Below are 23,199 nucleotides of genomic sequence, written 5' to 3' on the forward strand. Positions count from 1 at the left end.
AGGCCACTAGACGAAGGGGACGTTGCCCGAAACATACACGTATGTTTCAGTGCCAGGTCATCAACTAAAGCTGATGCCTTGGCTTTCACTCAACTTCGCTCGAAAGCAAAGTTGCTTAAAAATGGAGCGGGAAACGAGACTCGAACTCGCGACCCCGACCTTGGCAAGGTCGTGCTCTACCAACTGAGCTATTCCCGCAATAATGGCGTCCCCTAGGGGACTCGAACCCCTGTTACCGCCGTGAAAGGGCGGTGTCCTAGGCCACTAGACGAAGGGGACGTTGCCCGAAACATACACGTATGTTTCAGTGCCAGGTCATCAACTAAAGCTGATGCCTTGGCTTTCACTCAACTTCGCCCGAAAGCAAAGCTGCTTAAAAATGGAGCGGGAAACGAGACTCGAACTCGCGACCCCGACCTTGGCAAGGTCGTGCTCTACCAACTGAGCTATTCCCGCAATGGCGTCCCCTAGGGGACTCGAACCCCTGTTACCGCCGTGAAAGGGCGGTGTCCTAGGCCACTAGACGAAGGGGACACGCTACAACTTCACTGGTTACATGCGTTTGGCTGTTTGCTTTACGCTGCAATTGGCGCGCATTCTAGGGATGGATTGGAAGGTCGTCAACCCCAATATGAAAATATATTGAAATCAATGACTTCGAGCCTAATCAGGCATTTTCCTACAGAGTCTCAAGGCAAGCTCCTGACGCCTATATTCCAGCACCCTACAAGGGGTTATGATTGCCTGAGCTCAGTGATGGCAGTTTGCTGCCCGTCGATTTTCAGCCTCTATATAGCCAGGCAACCCGACCCCACCGAGACAGCGCATCCACACCCAGAAGAGGTTTTAACGTTGACGCCCTCCATGATCGCCCTGCTTGTCGTCGTCGGGATCGCCCTATTGATTGCCATCGTCTACATCAACCATGTAGTGGAAAACAACAAGCTGGAAAAGTCCCGCCTCAAGGTTGAGCTCAATGACCGCGTACGCCGCTGCAGCGAGGTTAACGAGACGTTTCCCGGCCAATTGATGTCCCCTGCCCTCAAGCTGCTGCTGACACGCATCGAGCTGAACGCGACACAGCGCCTGCTGCTGCTGGATAAATCCAGCGCAGCTCTAAAGGCACAGGTCGCAGAACTCACCGGCCTTATTGCCAAAGGCGAGTCAATTCCCGTCAATAATCCGCCCAACCCCATCCTGACTGAGGCCAAGGCCAAAGACGTACGCTTCTTGCTGGAAACCCTGCACGGCCAGATTACCCGTGCGGCGCAAGATGGTTTTCTGCCTACTAATGAAGCCAAGCAATGGCTCAAGGAAATTCGTCACTTGCTGGTAGTGGTGCATATCGAGTTTTTCAACAACCTTGGCAAACTCGCCTTGCAGAAAAACCAGCCCGCACAGGCACGCCTGGCCTTTGAACGTGCCGTGCAGTATTTGCGTAAACAGCCGGTGCCGGCCATGTACAACGCCCAGATCAAGGATTTCGAGGCGCAACTGGCACACGCCAACGCACAGGTGCAGAGCGCTCTTGAACCGACCACGGGTGAAGTCAACGAACTGACTGAAGGCTTGAAGACCGACGAAGCCGATGCCGACTGGAAGAAAAAGTCGATTTACGACTGACACACCGCGCTGCCCGAATCGCGAGCAAGTCGAATCGTCGCTCCCACAGATCTGCAGCAACACACAAATGGTGTGGTCGACACCGAAACTTGTGGGAGCTGGCTTGCCTGCGATGGCAGCAACGCGGTTTGTCTGCCTGACCGAGTCGCCTGCATCGCGAGCAAGCCCGCTCCCACAATGGTCCCTGCAAAGCTCGAACTTTGCGTTCAGGCGGCGCAGTCCATCTGAACTGACGCAGAAAATCACGCAACTCATTGCGGGTGACAATTACTTAGGAATTCGATGTAAAACCCAGGACGGGCCAGAGAGGGTAAAACATATAAAGGCAGCCCTTGAGCTGCCTTTATATTTGACGTCAGGCTACCGGATTGATTGGCTTTTCCGGGTACCACACGTCCAACAGCGGGCTAACTTCAACAGTGGTCAGCTCTGGACGCGCTTTGAGCCAGGCTTCAACAGCTGCACGCTGTTCTTCGCTGACCGAGCCGCGTTTCTGCAGGCATACCAGACCGTAGTCGTCGCCGCCAACATAACCCAGACCGTTAGCTTCCATGGCTTCTGCCAGGAAAGCTGCCAGGAATGCATCGATAGCCTCTTCCGACAGGTCTTCTTTGAAATCCAGGTTCAGCTCAAAACCCAACTCCTGAAATTCATCAACGCACAGTTTTTTGCGCAGACGCTGGGAACGATTAGTAGCCATTGAACAATCCTCTTAAGTAATAACGGGCGGCACTTTAGCAGCTTCGGCCGCCCGGCGCCCGGTTCCGTGTGAACGGTTCATCGTTTTCTATACTTTATCGAGCAAACCCTGTAACAGGTGGATGCACAAGCCCGACAACCTTGGGGCATAATGCCAAGACTTTTATGACCATTGAGGGAACTTTCTTATCATGCCCTCTTATTTTTCTCCCTCGCCTGCAGGGTTTTACTTCATATGATCAAATCTTTACGGCCATTGTTTCTCGCCAGCGTTTTTTTGCCACTGGCCTTCGGCGCCAACGCCGCCCCCGTCAATACCACCCTTTCACCTAAAGTCCAGCAAGCCCTCAAGACCAACAAGCTGCAGGACGACGCCCTGTCTCTGGTTTTGCTGCCGCTCAACGGCCCCGGCATCCCTACCGTATTCAACGCTGACGTTTCCATGAACCCGGCTTCCACCATGAAACTGGTGACCACCTACGCCGCCCTGGAAATGCTCGGCCCGACCCATCAGTGGAAAACCGAGTTCTACACTGACGGCACGCTCAACAACGGCATCCTGCAAGGCAACCTGTACCTCAAGGGCGGCGGCGATCCCAAGCTGAACATGGAAAAGCTCTGGCTGCTGATGCGCGACCTGCGTGCCAATGGCGTGCAACAGGTCACAGGTAATCTGGTGCTTGATCGCAACTTCTTCGATCAACCGCAACTGCCGGTGTTCAATGACGACGGCAATGACAAGAACAAACCCTTCCTGGTCAAACCCGACTCGTTGATGGTCAACCTCAAGGCCTTGCGCTTCGTGGCCCGCAACGATGGCGGCAAGGTGCTGATCTCGGTTGAGCCGCCGATTGCCAGCATCAAGATTGACAATCAGGTCAAAGCCATCAACGCCAAACAATGCACCGGCGATGTGCGCTACAACCCCGTCACCCAGCCTGATGGCTCAGTGAATGTCACCGTCAGCGGGCAACTGGCTGACGGCTGTAACTCACAGACCTATCTGTCGCTGCTTGATCACGCGACCTACACCGCAGGGGCCGTACGCGCCATCTGGAAAGAACTGGGCGGCAGTATCCAGGGCCAGGACCTCCAGGCCAGCGTGCCAAAAGGCGCCAAGCTGCTGGCTCGAGCCTTCTCGCCGGATCTGGCCGAGATCATTCGCGACATCAACAAGTACAGCAACAACACCATGGCCCAGCAGTTGTTCCTGAGCCTGGGCGCGCAGTTTCGCAACGATGCCGACGGTGACGATGCCAAGGCCGCGCAGCGTGTAGTACGTCAATGGCTGGCGAAAAAAGGCATTACCGCACCGCATCTGGTAATGGAGAACGGCTCCGGGCTGTCCCGTGCCGAGCGCGTCAGCGCACGTGAAATGGCGCAAATGCTCCAGGCCGCCTGGAAAAGCCCCTACGCTGCCGAGTTCATCAGCTCCATGCCAATTGCCGGCAAGGACGGCACCATGCGCAAACGCCTGAAAACCACGGCCATGAACGGCCAGGCCCATATCAAGACCGGCACCCTCAATACTGTACGGGCCATTTCCGGCTTTAGCCGCGACAGCAATGGCAACACCTGGGCCGTGGTCGCCATCCTCAATGACCCTCGCCCTTGGGGCGCCTCGGCGATTCTCGATCAGGTGCTGCTCGACCTGTATCGCCAGCCACAAGTCCCTAACAGCGCGGTATCCATCGCTCAATAAGGCATTTGTCAGGCAATAAAAAACGCCCTCGACCGCAAGGCCGGGGGCGTTTTTTATTGTGGGAGCGAGCCTGCTTGGGATGCAGGCGGCTCGTTCAGGCGCAAAACCGCGGTGATGCCATCGCGAGCAAGCCCGCTCCCACAATCAGCTCTCAGCCCCTTAGCGGGCTGTGATTTTCCAGGCACGGTGGATTTTGCTGTTGCGGGCAAAGTCCGGATCGATGGTGCTGGCGGTGATTTCTTCAACGGCATAACGCGCTTCCAGATTTTCATCGAGGATGAACTTGCGGAAGTTGTTGGAGAAATACAGCACGCCACCCGGCGCCAATCGGGCCATGGCCAGATCCAGCAACTGTACGTGATCACGCTGCACATCGAAGATGCCTTCCATGCGCTTGGAGTTGGAGAAGGTCGGCGGATCGATAAAGATCAGGTCGTACTCTTCACGGCAGGCATCCAGCCACACCATCACGTCGCCCTGCTCCAGACGGTTCTTGTCCGAGAAACCGTTCAGGGACAGGTTGCGACGCGCCCAGTCCAGGTAGGTTTTCGACAAATCAACGCTGGTGGTGCTGCGCGCGCCGCCCTTGGCCGCATGTACGCTGGCGGTTGCGGTGTAGCAATACAGGTTGAGGAAGCGCTTGCCGGCCGCCTCTTTCTGAATGCGCATGCGCATTGGCCGGTGGTCCAGGAACAGACCGGTGTCGAGGTAGTCCGTAAGGTTCACCAGCAGTTTCACACCGCCTTCATTGACCTCGGTGAACTTGCCCTGGGCACTTTGCCGCTCGTACTGCTTGGTGCCGCTCTGACGCTCGCGGCGCTTGACGATCACCCGGCTCTTGTCGATGTTCAGCGCCTGCGGGATGGCCGCCAGCGCATCGAACATACGCTCCGAGGCCTTTACCGGATCAATGGATTTCGGTGCCACGTATTCCTGGACGTGAACCCAGTCGTGGTACAGGTCGATCGCCATTGCGTACTCAGGCATATCGGCATCGTAGACACGGTAGCAATCGATGCCTTCGCGCTTGACCCACTTGCCCAGCGCCTTGAGATTCTTTTGCAGACGGTTGGCAAACATCTGCCCGCCTTCGCTCAAGCGCGGCTGCTCGATCACTACCGGGACCGGCTTGATCGGGTTGCCGTTCTTGTTGAATTTCTCGTACTTGGTCGGTGCTTCGATATTGGACGGCAGATCGGACTCTGCCTGCTCACGCTCGGCCTGACGCTGCTCAGGGGTGCGACGCTCGCCGGTGACGAACTGATCCGGCACAACCTTGATCAACAGCAGCTTGCACGGCAAGGCGCCGTTCCAGAACGAATATTGCTTGTGGCTGCGAATGCCCATGCGCTTGCCCAGATCCGGAGCACCGGTAAATACCGCCGCCTCCCAATTCAGGCAGGCCTGACGCAGACGCTCACCCAGGTTCTGGTAAAGGTAGAGCAAGCTCGCCTCGTCACCCAGACGCTCACCGTACGGAGGGTTGCAGATAACCAGACCTTTCTGGTTCTGGTCCGGTCGCGGCTCGAAGGTCGCAACTTCACCCTGGTAAATCTTGATCCAGTGGCTCAGGCCGGCACGTTCGATGTTGTTGCGCGCTGGCTGGATCAGGCGCGGATCGGCTTCATAGCCACGAATCCACAGCGGCGGCTTGGCCATACCAGCTTCAGCACGCTCTGTAGCCTCCTGGTGCAGCTTCTTCCAGATTGCCGGCACGTGACCGAGCCAAGCATCGAAACCCCAGTGGATACGATTGAGGTTGGGGGCCATATCAGCAGCGATCATCGCGCCTTCAACCAGGAACGTCCCCACACCGCACATCGGGTCAGCCAGGGCTGCGCCTTCGGCAGCCATACGCGGCCAGCCGGCACGAATCAGAATGGCGGCGGCAAGGTTTTCCTTCAGCGGTGCAGCACCCTGCTGCAGACGATAACCGCGCTGGTGCAGGCTGTGGCCCGACAAGTCCAGGGACAGGATCGCTTCGCCGCGATCCAGACGCAGGTGGATGCGCATGTCGGGGCTGATCTTGTCGATGGACGGGCGCTCGCCAGACGGCGTACGCAGCTTGTCGACAATGGCGTCTTTAACTTTCAGGGCGCCAAAGTGAGTATTGTCGATACCCGAACCGTGACCGCTGAATTCAACAGCCAGGGTGCCATCCGGGACCATGTGGTCATGCCAGTCAATGTCCAGAACGCCGTGGTACAGGTCTTCGGCATCCTTCATCGGGAAGCGCTTGAGCACCAGCAACACACGGTTGGCAAGACGCGACCACAGACACAAGCGGTAGGCAGTTTCCATATCTGCCATGCCTCGAATGGCCGAGGTATGCTCGCGAGCTTCCTCCAGGCCAAGGCCGGTGGCCTCTTCGAGGAGCAGGCCTTCAAGGCCTTTAGGGCAGGTAAGGAAGAGTTCGTAACGATCCGACATGGGATTCCTGAGCTTTAAGCTATCAGTGAAGAGGCAACGCATTGCCTGCTCCGTTTTCAATCAAGCGCTTTTCTTGAAGAGCGCTCGTGTGGCACGAAACTGTGCCGTTCCACCCCAGCGTTCATTCATGCCCTGAGGCACGGAGAGTTTAGACGCAGGGGCAGGTCTTTTATGGAGAAACAACTGCTCATATTCAGACCCTTCGTCGAATAGTGCCCTATTAAAACGGGCGGTTATTCACACCAGAGAATGAAACGCATCAGCTTTGCAAACACTCGTCCTATCAGGCTTTGGTCGTATTTCGCGGAGAAAAAACGACCTTACTTATGGCCATAACAGCAAGATCGTTACGTCCTTATGACAAAACGATCATTCACACGCCTTGGCGCATTGGTTAGAACTCAACACAGGTTATCGCCGCACAGGCCATAACGAAATGCTCGCCACGCCGGCAGCGAGCACACCAACGGCAGAACACTCTGCCCCGACCTCAGGAAGGTCGACGCTAAATAAAACAGTCAACAAGTGAGGGCATTACCCTATGAGAAGACTTAAGCGTGATCCGTTGGAAAAAGCTTTCTTACGCGGATATCAATACGGTGTTACTGGAAAATCCCGCGAGCTTTGCCCTTTTACTCTACCGTCGGTACGCCAAGCCTGGATTAACGGCTGGCGCGAAGGACGCGGCGACAACTGGGACGGTATGACTGGCACTGCGGGCATCCACAGACTCAACGAACTTCACGCCGTCGGCTAACTCTGGGCAAATTCCGACATCACCTCGAAGCTGTACCGACTCTACCTTGCCGCCCTATCCAGGCGGCGGGCTTCGGCCCAAGGGCTCCTTAGGGGAGCCCTTTTTAATGCCTGCAGATTAACGAGGCAAGGCAGAAATGGCGTCGACCGACTCACGAATCAAGGCCGGGCCCTTATAAATAAAGCCCGAGTAGATCTGCACCAGGCTCGCACCTGCAGCGATCTTCTCAGCCGCGTGCTTGCCTTCGGTGATCCCGCCCGCCGCGATGATCGGCATACGACCTGCCAGCTCACCTGCCAGCACTTTGACTGTATGGGTGCTTTTTTCAAGCACCGGCGCGCCGGACAAACCGCCAGCCTCGTCGCCATGCTCCATGCCTTCAACGCCCACACGGCTCAGAGTGGTGTTGGTGGCGATGACCGCGTCCATACCCGTCTCCAGCAGCGCCTGAGCCACGAGCACGGTTTCTTCGTCGGTCATGTCAGGGGCGATCTTGATCGCCAGCGGTACGCGCTTGCCGTGGCGCTGCGTCAGTTCGTTCTGACGCAACTGCAGGGCTTCGAGCAACTGCTTGAGCGAATCGCCAAATTGCAGGCTGCGCAAGCCTGGGGTGTTGGGCGAACTCACGTTCACGGTCACATAGCTGGCGTGGGCATATACCTTGTCCAGGCAGATCAGGTAGTCATCGACCGCACGCTCAACCGGCGTATCGAAGTTCTTGCCAATATTGATCCCCAGGATACCTTTGTACCTGGCTGCCTGAACCCGCGTCAGCAAGTGATCAACCCCAAGGTTGTTGAAACCCATGCGGTTGATGATTGCCTGAGCTTCAGGCAACCGGAAAATTCGTGGTTTTGGATTGCCTGGCTGAGGACGCGGCGTGACGGTGCCGATCTCAACGAAGCCAAAACCCAGCTGGGCAAAGCCATCAATGGCTGCACCGTTTTTATCCAGACCCGCAGCCAACCCGACCGGGTTCGGAAAATCGAGCCCCATCACGTTTACTGGCAGCCTTGCCGGCGCCTTGCACAACAAACCGTTAAGCCCGAGACGGCCACCCGCACCGATCAGGTCCAGAGACAGATCGTGAGAGGTTTCAGGGGAGAGTTTGAAGAGCAACTGGCGGGCCAGGTTATACATGGGCTGATTGGACTCAAAGGGTGGTTTGAAGAGAGCGCGATTATAGCTGCGCGCCCCGCTAAATCACAGGCAAAGAAAAACCCGGCCGAAGCCGGGTTTTTCTGAACAGCCTAGCTAAAAATTACTTAGCTTCTGCTTGAACGGTAGCTTCTACGCGACGGTTCAGAGCACGGCCTTCTTCAGTTGCGTTGCTTGCAACTGGGTTGGCTTCGCCGTGGCCAACTGCGTCTACACGGTTGGCTGCAACACCTTGGTTAACCAGGGCTGCACGAACAGCGTCAGCACGACGCTGCGACAGTTTCTGGTTGTAGGCGTCTGGACCGATGCTGTCAGTGTAACCAGCAACAGTGGTAGTGGTCGCAGGGTACTGCTTCATGAAATCAGCAACGTTGTTGATATCAGGCATGTACTGCGATTTAACAACCGACTTGTCGAAGTCGAATTTCACGTCAAGTTCAACGCGAACAACTTCAGCGATTGGAGCTTCTGGTTCTGGCTCAGCGATTGGTGCTGGAGCTGGAACTGGAGCAGGAGCGACTTTACCGCCGTTGCCGCCGAAGTTCACACCCAGACCAACGGTAGGAGCGTAGTCCCACTTGCCGTTGTCCAGTTTGTAGTCAGCTTCAACGCCAGCACGGGCGAACAGGTTGTCAGTGATGTACCACTTAACACCAGCGCCTGCAGTCAGGAAAGTCGACTGGTCACGACCGCTGTGGCCGTCTGCGATCACGTTGGTCATGCTCTTGTGAGCAACACCGCCGGAAACGTATGGACGCAGAGCGTCGCCTACGGTGCCGAAGTGGTACTGAGCGTTCAGACCAAAGTTGTCGCCTTTGATTTTCTGGTTGCCAGTGCCGTCATTCGAACGGGTGTGGTTGGTTTTGTCGTAGGTCAGGTTCAACGAAACGTCGTCGGTCAGGAAGTAACCGATCGATGCGCCTGGGTTGTAGCCGTCTTCTACGTGCTTGACGCTGTCGTTGTACTGTTTTTTGTAGAACAGTTCACCCTCGACCGCGCCTTGGCCTTGTGCCAGGGCACCGAACGAAGTTGCGGCTACAAAGGAACCAATGGCAATGCCCAAGGTGTTTTTCAGTTTCATCCGTTAAATCCCCATCTGGTGATTGTAAAGCAGTCCCACAACCGGGGGACAACTCGGCGGCAAGTCTATCAGACCTTGCCTACAACGTAGAGCCATTTGCGCTGAACTAAGTTTCAGCAATGCCTGCAAATTTCTCACGCAATTTATCTAGAGCGCGCTTGTAACGCATTTTCGTCGCACTCAAACCCATGTGCATTATGTCTGCGATTTCCTGAAATTCCAGTTCTGCGACAAATCGCAGCACCAAAATCTCCCGATCAATCGGGTTCACATGCACCAGCCAGCGATCAAGCCCGCCCTTTTCCTCAGGTTTCGGCGCCTTTTCTTCGGACGCTTCCTCGAGGGGGTCAATGCTTAATGCGTCCATCAAGCGACGCTTTCGCCGTTCCTTGCGATACTGCGTAATGCATTCGTTGTAAGTGATGCTATATAGCCATGTCTTGAATTTCGATTTGCCTTCGAAATTTTTCAAACCGTACAGCACTTTCAGCATCACTTCCTGACAGACATCATCAGCGTCTCTATCGTTCCCTAAATACCTTGAACAAACGTTGAACAAAGTGCGTTGATAACGGCGCATCAGCTCTTCGTAAGCCCGCGTCACGTGAAACAACTCATCATGCGAGCGCGCCACCAGCTCCTCATCAGAGAGTTCGCGGGGGTCATAGCGCATGGATAGCGATTGGGCTTTATTCAAAACAAGTTGTGCCAACAGTCAGGTCAATGTCCGCCGCAGCCTTTAAATCACGGCTTTTTTGCGGCGGCGTACATTAGCAGGGTTTACCGCCTCAGCGGCTGGTTACGTGCTGCTCCAACAAGATCCGGTTCGAGAGGGAGACTAGCTCACCCTTATCCGTCAGCAACGTGGTTTTAACCGTGCCGATCTCTTCGATCTGCCCTTCGACCTCGCCCACACGCACTTCCTGCCCAACCTGATACAACTCACGCACATAAATCCCGGCCAGTATCTGACCCGCGATTTCGCGGCTGCCCAACCCCATTGCCAGGGCAATTGCCAGACCAACGGTAATCAACACAATCACAATAACGTGGTTCAGCAGGTCGGTCTTGACCTCAAGCTGGCTGATAGCCACGGAAATGCTGATGATGATGACCAGCCCTTGGGTGACTCGCCCCAGACCGCCGGCATAATCAAAACCGACACTCTCGGCAGCACCACGCACCAGGCCGTTGAGCACCTGGGCAAGCAACACACCTGCCAGCAGAACCAGCAGCGCACCAAAGACCTTGGGCAGATACACCGTCAACAGGTCCAGCGCCGAAGACACACGGTCGAGGCCCAGCGACTGCGCCGCCGAAACCAGGAACACCAGCAATACAAACCAGTAGACGATCTTGCCGATCAACGTCGAAATGGGCACCTGAATACCGACTCGCGCCAGTATTTTGGTCAGACCCGTGCCGCCCATCAGGCGATCAAGGCCCAGCTTGGCAAGCAGTTTCGACAGCAGGGCGTCAAGCAGTTTGGCAACCACGAAGCCCAGCAGCACCACCACCAACGCTCCGAAGAGGTTGGGAATAAAGTTCGCAATCTTGGTCCACAAGGCAGTCATTGCTGCGACCAGGCTTTGGGTCCAGACATTCAATTCCATGTTCAATCAGCCTTATCAACAGGGCGAGCAGCAGGTTTGCGCCGCGAAACGGGCGCAATATGAGCCGAACCGCTATTCAAAGCAATCATCAGTGCTTGCATCCAGCGGCCCAGCAGGCTGAAAAGGTCTCCCGCACCGACCTGGCGGTTGGCGGTTTTCAGCACGCGGCCCAGGCAAGCGTCGTCGTCACGGTTGGACGGCTCGGCCTTGAGCATTTCACGTAAGGACTGTTCAAACGGATCGTGCATAAGCACCTCTCGGTAAGTCAGTAAAAGACGCAGGCATATTTATCGGGGTCACATTCGGCCCGGTCACAGCCACTGCAAACGGCGGTAAAACCACCATTGCGCCGCCCCGATTACCAGCATCACGCCGCAGGTTATGGCAAAGCCATAGGAGTCATCGGAGAACGGCACGCCCCCCACGTTGATGCCCAGCAAACCGGTAATAAAGGTGATCGGCAGAAAGATCCCCGTCAGCACGCCAAAGCGGTACATGATGCGACTCATGCGCACATTCAAACGCCGGTCTTCCGACTCGAGCACCAGCCCCACGCGCTCGCGGGTCAGTTCGAGCTCTTCCAGATAGCGGGTCAGACTGTTGTTCAGTTCGTTCCAGTAATCGGCATCATCGGCGCTGAACCAGGGTAGTTTGATACGCGTCAGCTGACCGAAAATATCCCGCTGGGGTGCCAGAAATCGACGCAAGGCTGCGGCCCGGCGACGAACCTGCAAAAGGGAGTTGTGATCCGGGGTATACCGTTCGTCGGCATCTATCTTATCTTCTTCGTCATCGACGATTTCTGACAGCTCGCTGATCAAATCCTGCACTTTCAACGTCAGGTGCTGGGCGAGATAAAGGATCAATTCAGAGGGGTTTTTCGGGCCTTCGCCCTGGGAAAACTCACTGAGCAACTCATCAGTGGCGCGCAGCGGCCGCATGCGCAGCGAGATCAAGCGCTGCGCACTGCCAAAAATACGCAGCGAAACCATGTCTTCGGGCTCTGCGCCCGGGTTCAGGTTGACCCCACGCATAAACAGCAACAGCTCATTGTTGGGGACAGGCACCAGCCGCGGACGGGTATTTTCCTCAAGCAGCAGGTCGCAATTGAAATCACTCAAACCACTGGAATCACGGAGCCAGCTCTGGGTTTGCGGATGACTGCGATCCCAGTGCAACCAGAGGCTTTCGTGGGCCTGCAACTGCAGATCGTTCAGCTCGGTACGCGCAATCGAGCGCGCACCGCCTTCACCATCCAGTACCAGCGCATGCACCAGCCCCCATTGAGCGTTTTCTTCCTCGAACATCCGTGATCCTTAGTGGTAATGCGTTTAGCCCGGCATTTTCAGAGCGGTTGGCGAGATGATAACGCCATTATTATCGGCATAAATAAATTCTCCGGGACGGAACGTGACACCGGCAAACGTCACCGGCACGTTGACATCGCCAACACCGCGCCTGACGCTTTTGAGCGGGTGGCTGGCCAAAGCCTGCACACCGAGATCGGTTTGCGCGAGCACATCAACGTCGCGGATACAGCCGTAAATCACAATACCTTCCCAGCCATTTTTCGCCGCCCGGTCAGCGATCATGTCGCCCAGCAGGGCATGGCGCAGGGAGCCGCCACCATCAACCACCAGCACTTTACCCTGACCATCGAGTTCGGCCTGTTCCTTGACCCGGGAATTGTCCTCGAAGCACTTGATGGTCACGATCTCGCCACCAAAGGAGTCGCGCCCGCCGAAATTGCTGAACATGGGCTCAAGCACCTGTACCAGTTCAGGGTAGGCATCGCACAGATCGGGGGTGATGTAGTGATTCACGGGAAAGCTCCTGTTCAGGGTGGGCACAACAGTGAAAACAACGTAGCACTATGGTTATAGACGCTTTGGTGACGGCTGGCTTTAAAAGTCGCTCGCCCCAAAAGCAAGGACTCACTGCCAGCACAAGAGCCAATTATGACTCACGCGATAAATCGAGTCACATAGTATCCTCCGCCCACCTCAAACCCCCACAGCCGACACAGATTCCGTAACAGTGCCTTTTATCAGCCAATTACGCACCAATGGCCAAACCTCTTGCCGCGCGGGCTCGCTGACCAGCATTTCAACGTGACTGAAGTCAGAACTGAAACCATGCTCACGCCCCAGGGACACGAACTTGCGCTGTTCTGAACCCAACTGATCGAACAGTTTGCGACACGCCCACTCCGGCGTTTGCCGATCACCCACCGCCGCCACTACCAAAGCCGGGACCTGAACTTCGGCCAAACCGGCCCACCAGTCGCGCTCGGCATCCTTGAAGCGCCCCATAAAACCATTCCAGCGCAGGGTTTCCAGAGCAATGCTGACGGGTTCGTCTTCCGGGCCACGCTTGAGTCGCGTACCCGACAGCTGCTTGAACCGCTTCAACAGCAGATAAGCGCACCACTGCACTGGAGGAATTTTCAGCGACCAGTATCGACGATTGATCTGACAGCCAAAGAACGCCGCCGACGCCACATCCAGATCACTCAGGTACTTGCCCCCCAAAGCCGCGGCCACGCTGATAGCACCCTGGGAATGGCCGATCCAGTGCGGAACCTGCCCGCTTTGCTCACGAATAAAGGCAGCAATGGCCGGCAAGTCATAGCGGGCATAATCCGCCACACGGTTTTTAGCCCAGGAAACATTTCGTGACGAAAGACCGTGGCCACGCATTTCCGGTAGCCACACATCAAACCCGGCACGAGCCAAAAACGCCCCAAGCCCTGCGCCCTTGGGCGAGTACCAGAAGCGCCGGTTGGAAAAACTGCCATGCAACAGGATGACCGGCACGCCGCGCACCTGGCTGTCGTCGGCCATGCCCAGCCGAGTCACCACCAGCTCTACGGAAATATCCGGGCTGTTGGCGGGTTTCAAGCGATAGACATCTTCGCTCAGGTCGCCCCGACGCTCAGCGCTGATCAGGGCAACGGGAAAAAGGAGACTGCTGCTTTGCATAATGCTCTTGCACAAAAAAGGGCGACTCCTTTCAAGAACTCGCCCTGACACTGCCTATAAAGAGCAGGGTAGCCATGTGGCTACCCTGCTCCTCTCTCAACGACTCAAGCCTTGGCCTGACCTTCTGCCAGGAAGAACCAGGTTTCCAGAACGCTGTCCGGGTTCAGGGAAACGCTTTCGATCCCCTGCTCCATCAACCACAGCGCCAGGTCCGGATGATCGGACGGGCCCTGGCCGCAAATACCGATGTACTTGCCAGCCTTGTTGCACGCCTGGATAGCGTTGGACAGCAGCTTTTTAACGGCCGGGTTGCGCTCGTCAAACAGGTGCGCAATCACACCGGAGTCACGATCCAGGCCCAAAGTCAGCTGGGTCAGGTCGTTGGAACCGATGGAGAAACCGTCGAAGTACTCAAGGAACTCTTCAGCCAGAATCGCGTTGGACGGCAGTTCGCACATCATGATGATGCGCAGGCCGTTTTCGCCACGTTTAAGGCCGTTTTTAGCCAGCAGGTCGATCACCTGGCTCGCTTCGCCCAGGGTACGCACAAACGGCACCATGATTTCGACGTTGGTAAAGCCCATTTCATTGCGCACACGCTTGAGCGCACGGCACTCGAGCTCGAAGCAATCGCGGAAGTTTTCGCTGATGTAACGCGAAGCACCGCGGAAGCCCAACATCGGGTTTTCTTCTTCCGGCTCGTACAGCTTGCCGCCGATCAGGTTGGCGTATTCGTTGGACTTGAAGTCCGACAGACGCACGATGACCTTTTTCGGGGTAAACGCGCCGGCCAGGGTGCTGATGCCCTCAACCAGTTTTTCGACATAGAAGCCAACCGGATCGCTGTAGCCTGCGATGCGCTTGTCGACGCTGTCCTTGATTTCCTGTGGCAGGCCGTCGTAGTTCAACAGCGCTTTAGGGTGTACGCCAATCATGCGGTTGATGATGAACTCCAGACGGGCCAGGCCCACACCGGCGTTCGGCAATTGCGCGAAGTCAAAGGCGCGGTCCGGGTTGCCGACGTTCATCATGATCTTGAACGGCAGATCCGGCATGGCATCCACGGAGTTCTTCTTGATGTCGAAGCCCAGTTCGCCTTCGAAGATAAAACCGGTATCGCCTTCAGCACAGGACACGGTAACGCCCTGGCCATCTTTCAACAGCTGGGTGGCGTTGCCGCAACCGACCACGGCCGGTATGCCCAGTTCGCGAGCGATGATCGCCGCGTGGCAAGTACGGCCGCCACGGTTGGTGACGATGGCGCTGGCGCGCTTCATTACCGGTTCCCAGTCCGGGTCGGTCATGTCGGAAACCAATACGTCGCCCGGCTGGACCTTGTCCATCTCGGACACGTCCTTGATGATGCGCACCTTGCCCGCGCCGATGCGCTGGCCAATGGCGCGGCCTTCGGCCAGTACGGTGCCAGTTTCCTTGAGCAGGTAGCGTTCCATGACATTGCCGGCGCTGCGGCTTTTCACGGTTTCAGGGCGAGCCTGAACGATATACAGCTTGCCGTCATCGCCGTCTTTGGCCCACTCAATGTCCATCGGGCACTTGTAGTGCTTCTCGATGATCATGGCTTGCTTGGCCAATTCGCTGACTTCAGCGTCGGTCAGGCAGAAACGTGCACGGTCGGCTTTTTCAACGTCGATAACCTTGACCGACTTACCGGCCTTGGCTTCGTCGCCGTAGATCATCTTGATTGCTTTGCTGCCCAGGTTGCGACGCAAAATCGCAGGGCGGCCGGCTTCCAGAGTCTGTTTGTGGACATAGAACTCGTCCGGGTTTACCGCGCCTTGTACGACGGTTTCGCCCAGGCCGTAGGCGCCGGTGATAAACACCACGTCACGGAAGCCCGACTCGGTGTCCAGGGTGAACATGACGCCAGCAGTGCCGGTTTCAGAGCGCACCATGCGCTGCACGCCTGCCGACAGGGCGACCAGTTTGTGGTCAAAGCCCTGGTGCACGCGGTAAGAAATCGCACGGTCGTTGAACAAAGAGGCAAATACTTCCTTGGCCGCACGAATCACGTTTTCCACGCCACGGATATTCAGGAAGGTTTCTTGCTGACCGGCAAAGGATGCGTCCGGCAAGTCTTCGGCAGTAGCCGAGGAACGCACGGCAACGGCCATGTCCGGATTGCCCTGGGACAGGGTGGCAAAGGCGGTACGAATTTCGGCGTTAAGCTTTTCCGGGAACTCGGCTTCCATGATCCATTGACGGATCTGGGCACCGGTTTTTGCCAGGGCATTAACGTCATCAACATCTAGCGCATCCAGCGCAGCATGGATCTGGTCGTTCAAACCGCTCAGCTCAAGAAAATCACGATATGCCTGAGAAGTAGTGGCGAAGCCACCGGGAACTGAAACACCAGCGCCTGCAAGATTACTGATCATCTCGCCGAGGGATGCGTTCTTGCCCCCCACGTGCTCTACATCATGGACGCCGAGCTTATCGAGGGAAACTACGTACTCTACCAAGGTGATCTCTCCACTAACGGTGTTGGAAAAGCTCAGGGGCACTGAATGCTCATCTAGGGGGCATCGCAGCGATTGTGGCCTGGACCTGGAAAATAAGTGACACTGCCTGCCATATCGGGCGACAAAATCGCGCCTATCATATCCAAGAATCGTCACCAGCTTAAGGCCCAAGGCGCAAATGAAACGATCTGCTTTCTTTATCTCCGATGGCACCGGCATTACCGCCGAAACCCTGGGCCAAAGTTTGTTGGCACAATTCGAAAATGTGACCTTCAGCAAGTTCACGCGCCCTTATATAGACAGCGTGGAAAAAGCGCGGGCAATGGTACAACAAATCGATAACGCCGCCGAAAAAGACGGTTTCAGCCCGATAATTTTCGACACTATCGTCAATCAGGACATCCGCGAGATCCTCGCCACGTCCAATGGTTTCATGATCGACATCTTCTCCAGCTTCCTGGCACCACTGGAGCAGGCGCTGGGTGAACATTCCTCGTACTCGGTGGGCAAATCCCACTCCATTGGCCACAACTCCAACTATATGGAACGTATCGAGGCGGTGAACTTCGCCCTCGACAACGATGACGGCGCCCGCACGCACAAGTACGACAAGGCCGACCTGATTCTGGTGGGCGTGTCGCGCTGCGGCAAAACCCCGACCTGCCTTTATATGGCCATGCAATTCGGCATCCGTGCGGCCAACTACCCGCTGACCGATGACGATATGGAAAGCCTCAAACTGCCTGCAGCCCTGCGCGAACACAAACACAAGCTGTTCGGCCTGACCATCGACCCGGATCGCCTGACCGCCATTCGCAACGAGCGCAAACCCAATAGCCGTTACTCCAGTTTTGCCCAGTGCGAATTTGAAGTGCGCGAAGTCGAACGCCTGTTCCAGCGCGAAAACATCCCGCATATCAACTCCACACATTTCTCGGTTGAAGAAATCTCGGCCAAGATCCTGGTGGAGAAAGGCGTGGAGCGGCGGTTCAAATAACCACCCATAGCCTTTGTGGGAGCGGGCTTGCTCGCGATAGCATCACCGCGGGCAGCCTGACACACCGAGGCGCCTGCATCGCGAGCAAGCCCGCTCCCACACAGCTCAGAGCACCAGCAAATCCACAAATCGGTTAACCGGAGTGGCCTCCAGCGCTGCCTGGTCCTTGCACAGCGCGAAAATTTCGGCACAGCGCTGGCCCACAAAACGGGTCGCCAGATTGGCCTTGAACTTGTCTTCCAGTAATGGAATCCCCTCTGCCCGACGCCGACGATGGCCAATCGGGTACTCCACCACCACTTGTTCGGTGCTGGTGCCATCGCTGAAAAACACCTGAATCGCGTTGGCGATCGAGCGCTTGTCTGCTTCCAGGTACTCGCGGGTGTAGCGCGGATCTTCGACAATCACCATTTTCTCGCGCAACTGATCGATGATCGGATGCGCGGCGTGGAAGTCGTCTTCATATTGCTCAGCTACAAGATTGCCAAAGGCCAGCGGCACGGCGGTCATATATTGAATGCAATGATCCCGGTCCGCCGCGTTGGCCAATTTGCCTTGCTTGGAAATGATCCGAATCGCCGATTCGTGGGTTGTAATCACGATTTTTTCGATTTCATGCAGGCGCTCCCTGACCTGCGGATGCAGTGTTACCGCCGCTTCACAGGCCGTCTGGGCATGGAATTCGGCCGGAAAGCTGATCTTGAACAGCACGTTTTCCATCACATAGGTGCCGTAGGGCTGGCTCAGGCTGAACTGGCGCTGGCCCTCGGGCTTGAGCGCCAGATCCTTGTTGGTATGGCTGAACAGCACATCGTAGAAGCCCCACTGCGGCGCCGTCAGGACACCGGGGATACCCATCTCGCCACGCAGGGCAATATCGGCAAGGCGTACGCCACGGCTCGACGCATCCCCTGCGGCCCAGGATTTACGCGACCCGGCATTCGGTGCATGGCGATAGGTACGCAGCGCCTGACCATCGACAAAAGCGTGGGACAAGGCTGACAGCAACTGCTCGCGACTGGCGCCCATAAGCTTGGCGCAGACAGCCGTCGAGGCGACTTTTACCAGTAATACATGGTCCAGGCCGACACGATTGAAGGAGTTTTCCAGGGCAATCACACCCTGAATCTCATGGGCCATGATCATGGCTTCAAGCACTGCCCGCACCGCTAGCGGCGCTTCGCCATTGGCTACGCGCTTTTGCGACAGATGATCGGCGACTGCCAGAATGCCGCCCAGATTGTCCGAAGGATGGCCCCACTCCGCCGCCAGCCAGGTGTCGTTGAAATCCAGCCAGCGCACGATGCAACCGAAGTCCCAGGCGGCCTTGACCGGATCGAGACGAAACGAAGTGCCGGGTACGCGGGCACCGAATGGCACCACAGTACCCTCGACGATCGGCCCCAGATGCTTGGTGCATTCCGGAAAACGCAGGGCCAGCAGGCCGCAGCCCAGGGTGTCCATCAGGCAGTTGCGCGCAGTGTCCAGGGCTTCGGGCGAAGTGATGCGGTAGGTCAGGACATAATCGGCGATATCCTGCAAAACCTGGTCATAGTCGGGGCGGTTGTTGAGGTCGACGTTGGCGCTCATGGGTATCTCCAAAGAGTGGGTAAGTGTCGTGGTCCATCCTCAGGCTCAGGGTCGTTGTACAGCAGGTCTGAATGCCTGCTTTGAAGTACTTGAGTTGACTGTGGGAGAGGGCTTGCTCGCGATCCAGCGACGCGATCCTTCAGTGAAACCGCGTAAATCTCATCGCGAGCAAGCCCGCTCCCACACTTTATGCGTACAACCTCTAGAACGAATCGCCCGGCACCCGCACCCAGCCTTCCATCAATACTCGCGCACTGCGGCTCATGATGGCTTTGGTCACGGTCCATTCCCCGCCAGCCTGCTGAGCTTCAGCGCCCACACGCAAGGTGCCCGACGGGTGACCAAAACGCACGGCGCTACGCAACTCACCACCCGCCGCCAGATTGACCAGCGTGCCCGGAATTGCCGCCGCCGTGCCGATGGCTACCGCAGCGGTGCCCATCATGGCGTGGTGCAACTTGCCCATCGACAGGGCCCGCACCAGCAAATCCACATCCTGCGCAGCCACCGGCTTGCCGCTGGACGACACATAGGCCACTGGCGGCGCAACAAAGGCAACCTTGGGTGTGTGCTGACGCTTGGCGGCATCTTCAAGCTTGTCGATCAGGCCCATGCGCAATGCACCGTGAGCACGGATGGTTTCGAACATGGCCAGGGCTTTGGGGTCGCTGTTGATGTCGTTTTGCAACTCTGCACCGGTGTAGCCAATATCCCGCGCATTGACAAAAATCGTCGGGATCCCGGCGTTGATCATCGTCACGTTCAAGGTGCCCACTCCCGGCACTTCAAGATCGTCCACCAGGTTGCCGGTCGGGAACATCGAACCGCCTGCACCCTCTTCATCCGCTGCCGGGTTGAGAAACTCCAACTGCACTTCGGCTGCCGGAAAAGTCACGCCATCCAGTTCGAAGTCACCGGTTTCCTGCACGGCACCGTCTGTGATCGGTACATGGGCAATGATGGTCTTGCCGATATTGGCCTGCCAGATACGCACCACCGCCGTGCCGTTTTGCGGGATACGGCTGGCATCCACCAGACCGCTGCTGACCGCGAACGAGCCCACGGCCGCCGACAGGTTGCCGCAGTTGCCGCTCCAGTCTACAAACGGCTTGTCGATCGCGACTTGACCGAACAGATAGTCGACGTCGTGATCGGCGTGCAGGCTTTTGCTCAGGATCACGGTTTTGCTGGTGCTGGACGTCGCCGCCCCCATGCCGTCGATCTGTTTTTCGTAGGGGTCGGGGCTGCCGATTACCCGTAACAGCAAGGCATCTCGGGCCGCACCCGGCACCTGAGCTGCGGCCGGCAAGTCAAGCAGGCTGAAAAACACACCCTTGCTGGTGCCGCCGCGCATATAAGTCGCGGGAATTCGGATTTGCGCTGCATAGGCCATAAAACACAGTCCTGTTAAGGCCGGGGCGCAGGGCCCCGGCGCTGTGATCAAGCAGTGGCTGATTCCAGGAAGTCCTGGGCAAAGCGTTGCAATACGCCGCCCGCTTCATAGATCGAAACTTCTTCAGCGGTGTCCAGGCGGCAGGTCACCGGCACTTCGATGCACTCGCCATTTTTCCGGGTAATCACCAGGGTCAGCATGGCACGCGGGGTACGTTCGCCGATCACGTCGTAGGTTTCGCTGCCGTCGATCTGCAGGGTTTTGCGATTGGTGCCTGGCAGGAACTCCAGCGGCAACACGCCCATGCCCACCAGGTTGGTGCGGTGAATACGCTCAAAACCTTCCGCCGCAATAGCTTCGACACCCGCCAGACGCACGCCCTTGGCCGCCCAGTCTCGGGACGAACCTTGGCCGTAGTCGGCACCGGCGATAATGATCAGCGGCTGCTTGCGGTCCATATAGGTTTCGATGGCTTCCCACATACGCATGACCTTGCCTTCAGGCTCAAGGCGGGTCAGTGAACCCTGTTTGACCTTGCCGTCCTCGATCACCATTTCGTTAAACAGTTTCGGGTTGGCGAAGGTCGCGCGCTGGGCGGTCAGATGGTCGCCGCGGTGGGTCGCGTAAGAGTTGAAGTCGACTTCCGGCAAGCCCATTTTCGCCAGGTATTCGCCAGCGGCGCTGTCGAGCATGATGGCGTTGGACGGCGACAGGTGATCGGTGGTGATGTTGTCCGGCAGCACTGCCAGAGGACGCATGCCTTTAAGTGGACGGGCACCGGCCAGCGCACCTTCCCAGTACGGCGGACGGCGGATATAGGTGCTCTGCGGGCGCCAGTCATACAGCGGCTCGACTTTCGGACCAGTGTCTTCATGAATGGCAAACATCGGAATGTAGACCTGGCGGAACTGCTCGGGCTTGACCGCTGCCTTGACCACGGCGTCGATTTCTTCGTCGCTCGGCCAGATATCTTTCAGGCGGATTTCCTTGCCGTTGGCATCCACGCCCAGTACGTCTTTTTCGATATCGAAACGGATGGTGCCGGCAATCGCATAGGCCACCACCAGCGGTGGCGAGGCCAAAAATGCCTGTTTGGCGTACGGATGAATCCGTCCATCAAAGTTGCGGTTGCCCGACAGTACGGCGGTGGCGTACAGGTCGCGGTCGATGATTTCCTGCTGGATAACCGGGTCCAGCGCGCCGGACATGCCATTACAGGTGGTGCAGGCAAAAGCCACCACGCCAAAGCCCAGTTTCTCCAACTCATGGGTCAAACCGGCCTCGTCGAGGTACAGGGCAACGGTTTTTGAACCCGGCGCCAGCGAGGTCTTGACCCACGGTTTGCGGGCCAGGCCGAGTTTGTTGGCGTTGCGGGCCATCAGACCTGCGGCAATCACGTTGCGCGGGTTGCTGGTGTTGGTGCAGCTGGTGATGGCCGCGATGATCACCGCGCCGTCGGGCATTTGCCCCGGCACGTCGTCCCACTGCCCGGCAATACCCTTGGCCGCCAGATCAGAGGTTGCCACGCGAGCGTGCGGGTTGCTCGGCCCGGCCATGTTGCGCACCACAGACGACAGGTCAAAGCTCAGGTTACGCTCGTATTGCGCACCCTTGAGGCTGTCGCCCCACAGGCCGCTGACCTTGGCGTAGTTTTCTACAAGCTGCACTTGCTGGTCTTCGCGACCGGTGAGCTTGAGGTAGTCGATGGTTTGCTGGTCGATATAGAACATCGCTGCCGTGGCGCCGTATTCCGGGGCCATATTGGAGATGGTGGCACGGTCGCCCAGGGTCAATGCTGCTGCGCCTTCGCCGAAGAACTCCAGCCAGGCCCCGACCACTTTCTGCTTGCGCAGGAACTCGGTCAGCGCCAGCACCATATCGGTAGCGGTAATGCCCGGTTGCAGTTTGCCGGTCAATTCAACGCCGACGATTTCCGGCAGGCGCATCCACGAGGCACGGCCAAGCATCACGCTTTCGGCTTCCAGGCCGCCAACGCCAATGGCAATTACACCCAATGAATCAACGTGCGGGGTGTGGCTGTCCGTGCCCACGCAAGTATCCGGGAACGCCACGCCGTCGCGCACCTGGATCACCGGAGACATTTTCTCCAGGTTGATCTGGTGCATGATGCCGTTGCCCGGCGGGATCACGTCGACGTTTTTAAACGCCTTTTTGGTCCACTCGATAAAGTGGAAACGGTCTTCGTTGCGACGGTCCTCGATGGCGCGGTTTTTCTCGAACGCCTCCGGGTCATAACCGCCGCATTCCACTGCCAAAGAGTGGTCAACGATCAGTTGGGTCGGTACCACCGGGTTGACCTGGGCCGGATCACCGCCTTGCTGGGCGATGGCATCACGCAGGCCGGCCAGATCGACCAGTGCGGTCTGCCCCAGAATATCGTGGCACACCACACGTGCCGGGAACCAAGGGAAGTCGAGATCGCGCTTGCGATCGATCAACTGGCTCAGCGAAGCATTCAGGGTGGCAGGATCACAGCGGCGCACCAGGTTTTCGGCCAGTACGCGGGAGGTGTAAGGCAGGGTGTCGTAAGCGCCGGGCTTGATCGCATCGACTGCCGCGCGGGTGTCGAAATAATCCAGCCGGGTGCCCGGTAATGTTTTGCGAAATTCAGTATTCATTGGCGCAGGACTCGATCACGGTGGTTACAAAAGGGCAGTTGGCAACGATTTCAAGT

At 57.2% G+C, this 23,199-nt stretch carries 18 protein-coding genes and 4 tRNA genes; 4 read left to right on the top strand and 18 right to left on the bottom strand.

Going from position 1 to position 23,199, the window contains the following annotated elements:
* Positions 1–122: 122 nt before the first annotated feature.
* From ACZRMH_RS19200 to ACZRMH_RS19215, 4 genes are all read right to left on the bottom strand, one after another.
* Positions 123–198, bottom strand: a tRNA-Gly gene (locus ACZRMH_RS19200).
* Positions 199–203: 5 nt separating this feature from the next.
* Positions 204–279, bottom strand: a tRNA-Glu gene (locus tag ACZRMH_RS19205).
* 101 nt (positions 280–380) lie between these two features.
* Positions 381–456 (bottom strand) — tRNA-Gly (locus tag ACZRMH_RS19210).
* A 2-nt stretch (positions 457–458) separates the two neighbouring features.
* Positions 459–534: transfer RNA gene (locus ACZRMH_RS19215), tRNA-Glu, on the bottom strand.
* Between the two features lie 330 nt (positions 535–864).
* On the opposite strand from ACZRMH_RS19215, the gene ACZRMH_RS19220 reads away from it, so the two are divergent.
* Complete coding sequence (locus tag ACZRMH_RS19220) at positions 865–1,623, top strand: hypothetical protein (protein WP_464014780.1); 759 nt, start codon at positions 865–867, stop codon at positions 1,621–1,623.
* Between the two features lie 355 nt (positions 1,624–1,978).
* Here the strand turns inward: ACZRMH_RS19220 and ACZRMH_RS19225 are convergent, their stop codons facing one another.
* A complete protein-coding gene (locus ACZRMH_RS19225) occupies positions 1,979–2,323 on the bottom strand; it encodes a YggL family protein (protein WP_095003129.1) in 345 nt (114 codons plus the stop codon).
* Between the two features lie 234 nt (positions 2,324–2,557).
* On the opposite strand from ACZRMH_RS19225, the gene dacB reads away from it, so the two are divergent.
* Positions 2,558–4,024: a D-alanyl-D-alanine carboxypeptidase/D-alanyl-D-alanine endopeptidase gene (gene dacB / locus ACZRMH_RS19230; protein ID WP_464014781.1), complete on the top strand. Its 1,467-nt coding sequence runs from the start codon at positions 2,558–2,560 to the stop codon at positions 4,022–4,024.
* A 159-nt stretch (positions 4,025–4,183) separates the two neighbouring features.
* On the opposite strand, the gene rlmKL is transcribed toward dacB, so the two are convergent.
* Positions 4,184–6,454, bottom strand: a complete 2,271-nt coding sequence (gene rlmKL / locus ACZRMH_RS19235) for a bifunctional 23S rRNA (guanine(2069)-N(7))-methyltransferase RlmK/23S rRNA (guanine(2445)-N(2))-methyltransferase RlmL (RefSeq protein ID WP_464014782.1) — start codon at positions 6,452–6,454, stop codon at positions 4,184–4,186.
* A gap of 541 nt (positions 6,455–6,995) precedes the next feature.
* On the opposite strand from rlmKL, the gene rmf reads away from it, so the two are divergent.
* Positions 6,996–7,211, top strand: coding sequence for a ribosome modulation factor (gene rmf / locus ACZRMH_RS19240; protein WP_081481023.1), 216 nt, complete (start codon positions 6,996–6,998; stop codon positions 7,209–7,211).
* Positions 7,212–7,328: 117 nt separating this feature from the next.
* On the opposite strand, the gene ACZRMH_RS19245 is transcribed toward rmf, so the two are convergent.
* From ACZRMH_RS19245 to ppsA, 9 genes are all read right to left on the bottom strand, one after another.
* Positions 7,329–8,351, bottom strand: coding sequence for a quinone-dependent dihydroorotate dehydrogenase (locus ACZRMH_RS19245; protein ID WP_464014783.1), 1,023 nt, complete (start codon positions 8,349–8,351; stop codon positions 7,329–7,331).
* 121 nt (positions 8,352–8,472) lie between these two features.
* The gene (locus ACZRMH_RS19250; RefSeq protein WP_464014784.1) at positions 8,473–9,450 is read right to left on the bottom strand and encodes an OmpA family protein; all 978 of its coding nucleotides are present in this window, start codon (positions 9,448–9,450) and stop codon (positions 8,473–8,475) included.
* A gap of 106 nt (positions 9,451–9,556) precedes the next feature.
* On the bottom strand, positions 9,557–10,147 hold the full coding sequence (gene sigX, locus ACZRMH_RS19255) for an RNA polymerase sigma factor SigX (RefSeq protein ID WP_029611289.1): 591 nt from the start codon (positions 10,145–10,147) through the stop codon (positions 9,557–9,559).
* Positions 10,148–10,238: 91 nt separating this feature from the next.
* Complete coding sequence (locus ACZRMH_RS19260; protein WP_464014785.1) at positions 10,239–11,063, bottom strand: mechanosensitive ion channel family protein; 825 nt, start codon at positions 11,061–11,063, stop codon at positions 10,239–10,241.
* Between the two features lie 2 nt (positions 11,064–11,065).
* Positions 11,066–11,311: a hypothetical protein gene (locus tag ACZRMH_RS19265; protein WP_016779912.1), complete on the bottom strand. Its 246-nt coding sequence runs from the start codon at positions 11,309–11,311 to the stop codon at positions 11,066–11,068.
* A 63-nt stretch (positions 11,312–11,374) separates the two neighbouring features.
* Positions 11,375–12,370 (bottom strand): CorA family divalent cation transporter, encoded by a 996-nt coding sequence (locus tag ACZRMH_RS19270; protein ID WP_464014786.1) that lies wholly within the window; start codon positions 12,368–12,370, stop codon positions 11,375–11,377.
* 24 nt (positions 12,371–12,394) lie between these two features.
* Complete coding sequence (rraA, locus tag ACZRMH_RS19275; RefSeq protein ID WP_464014787.1) at positions 12,395–12,886, bottom strand: ribonuclease E activity regulator RraA; 492 nt, start codon at positions 12,884–12,886, stop codon at positions 12,395–12,397.
* A gap of 180 nt (positions 12,887–13,066) precedes the next feature.
* Positions 13,067–14,044: an alpha/beta fold hydrolase gene (locus ACZRMH_RS19280; RefSeq protein WP_464014788.1), complete on the bottom strand. Its 978-nt coding sequence runs from the start codon at positions 14,042–14,044 to the stop codon at positions 13,067–13,069.
* Between the two features lie 104 nt (positions 14,045–14,148).
* Positions 14,149–16,524, bottom strand: coding sequence for a phosphoenolpyruvate synthase (gene ppsA, locus ACZRMH_RS19285; RefSeq protein ID WP_464014789.1), 2,376 nt, complete (start codon positions 16,522–16,524; stop codon positions 14,149–14,151).
* A 178-nt stretch (positions 16,525–16,702) separates the two neighbouring features.
* On the opposite strand from ppsA, the gene ppsR reads away from it, so the two are divergent.
* Positions 16,703–17,521: a posphoenolpyruvate synthetase regulatory kinase/phosphorylase PpsR gene (gene ppsR, locus ACZRMH_RS19290; RefSeq protein ID WP_016779906.1), complete on the top strand. Its 819-nt coding sequence runs from the start codon at positions 16,703–16,705 to the stop codon at positions 17,519–17,521.
* A 105-nt stretch (positions 17,522–17,626) separates the two neighbouring features.
* Here ppsR and prpD read toward each other — a convergent pair whose 3' ends face one another.
* The 3 genes from prpD to acnD all read right to left on the bottom strand — a co-directional run bounded on the left by prpD (position 17,627) and on the right by acnD (position 23,143).
* Complete coding sequence (prpD, locus tag ACZRMH_RS19295; protein WP_464014790.1) at positions 17,627–19,111, bottom strand: 2-methylcitrate dehydratase; 1,485 nt, start codon at positions 19,109–19,111, stop codon at positions 17,627–17,629.
* Between the two features lie 202 nt (positions 19,112–19,313).
* A complete protein-coding gene (prpF, locus tag ACZRMH_RS19300) occupies positions 19,314–20,504 on the bottom strand; it encodes a 2-methylaconitate cis-trans isomerase PrpF (RefSeq protein ID WP_464014791.1) in 1,191 nt (396 codons plus the stop codon).
* 47 nt (positions 20,505–20,551) lie between these two features.
* Complete coding sequence (acnD, locus tag ACZRMH_RS19305; RefSeq protein ID WP_464014792.1) at positions 20,552–23,143, bottom strand: Fe/S-dependent 2-methylisocitrate dehydratase AcnD; 2,592 nt, start codon at positions 23,141–23,143, stop codon at positions 20,552–20,554.
* Positions 23,144–23,199 lie beyond the last annotated feature (56 nt).

Source organism: Pseudomonas sp. B414, from assembly GCF_055408445.1.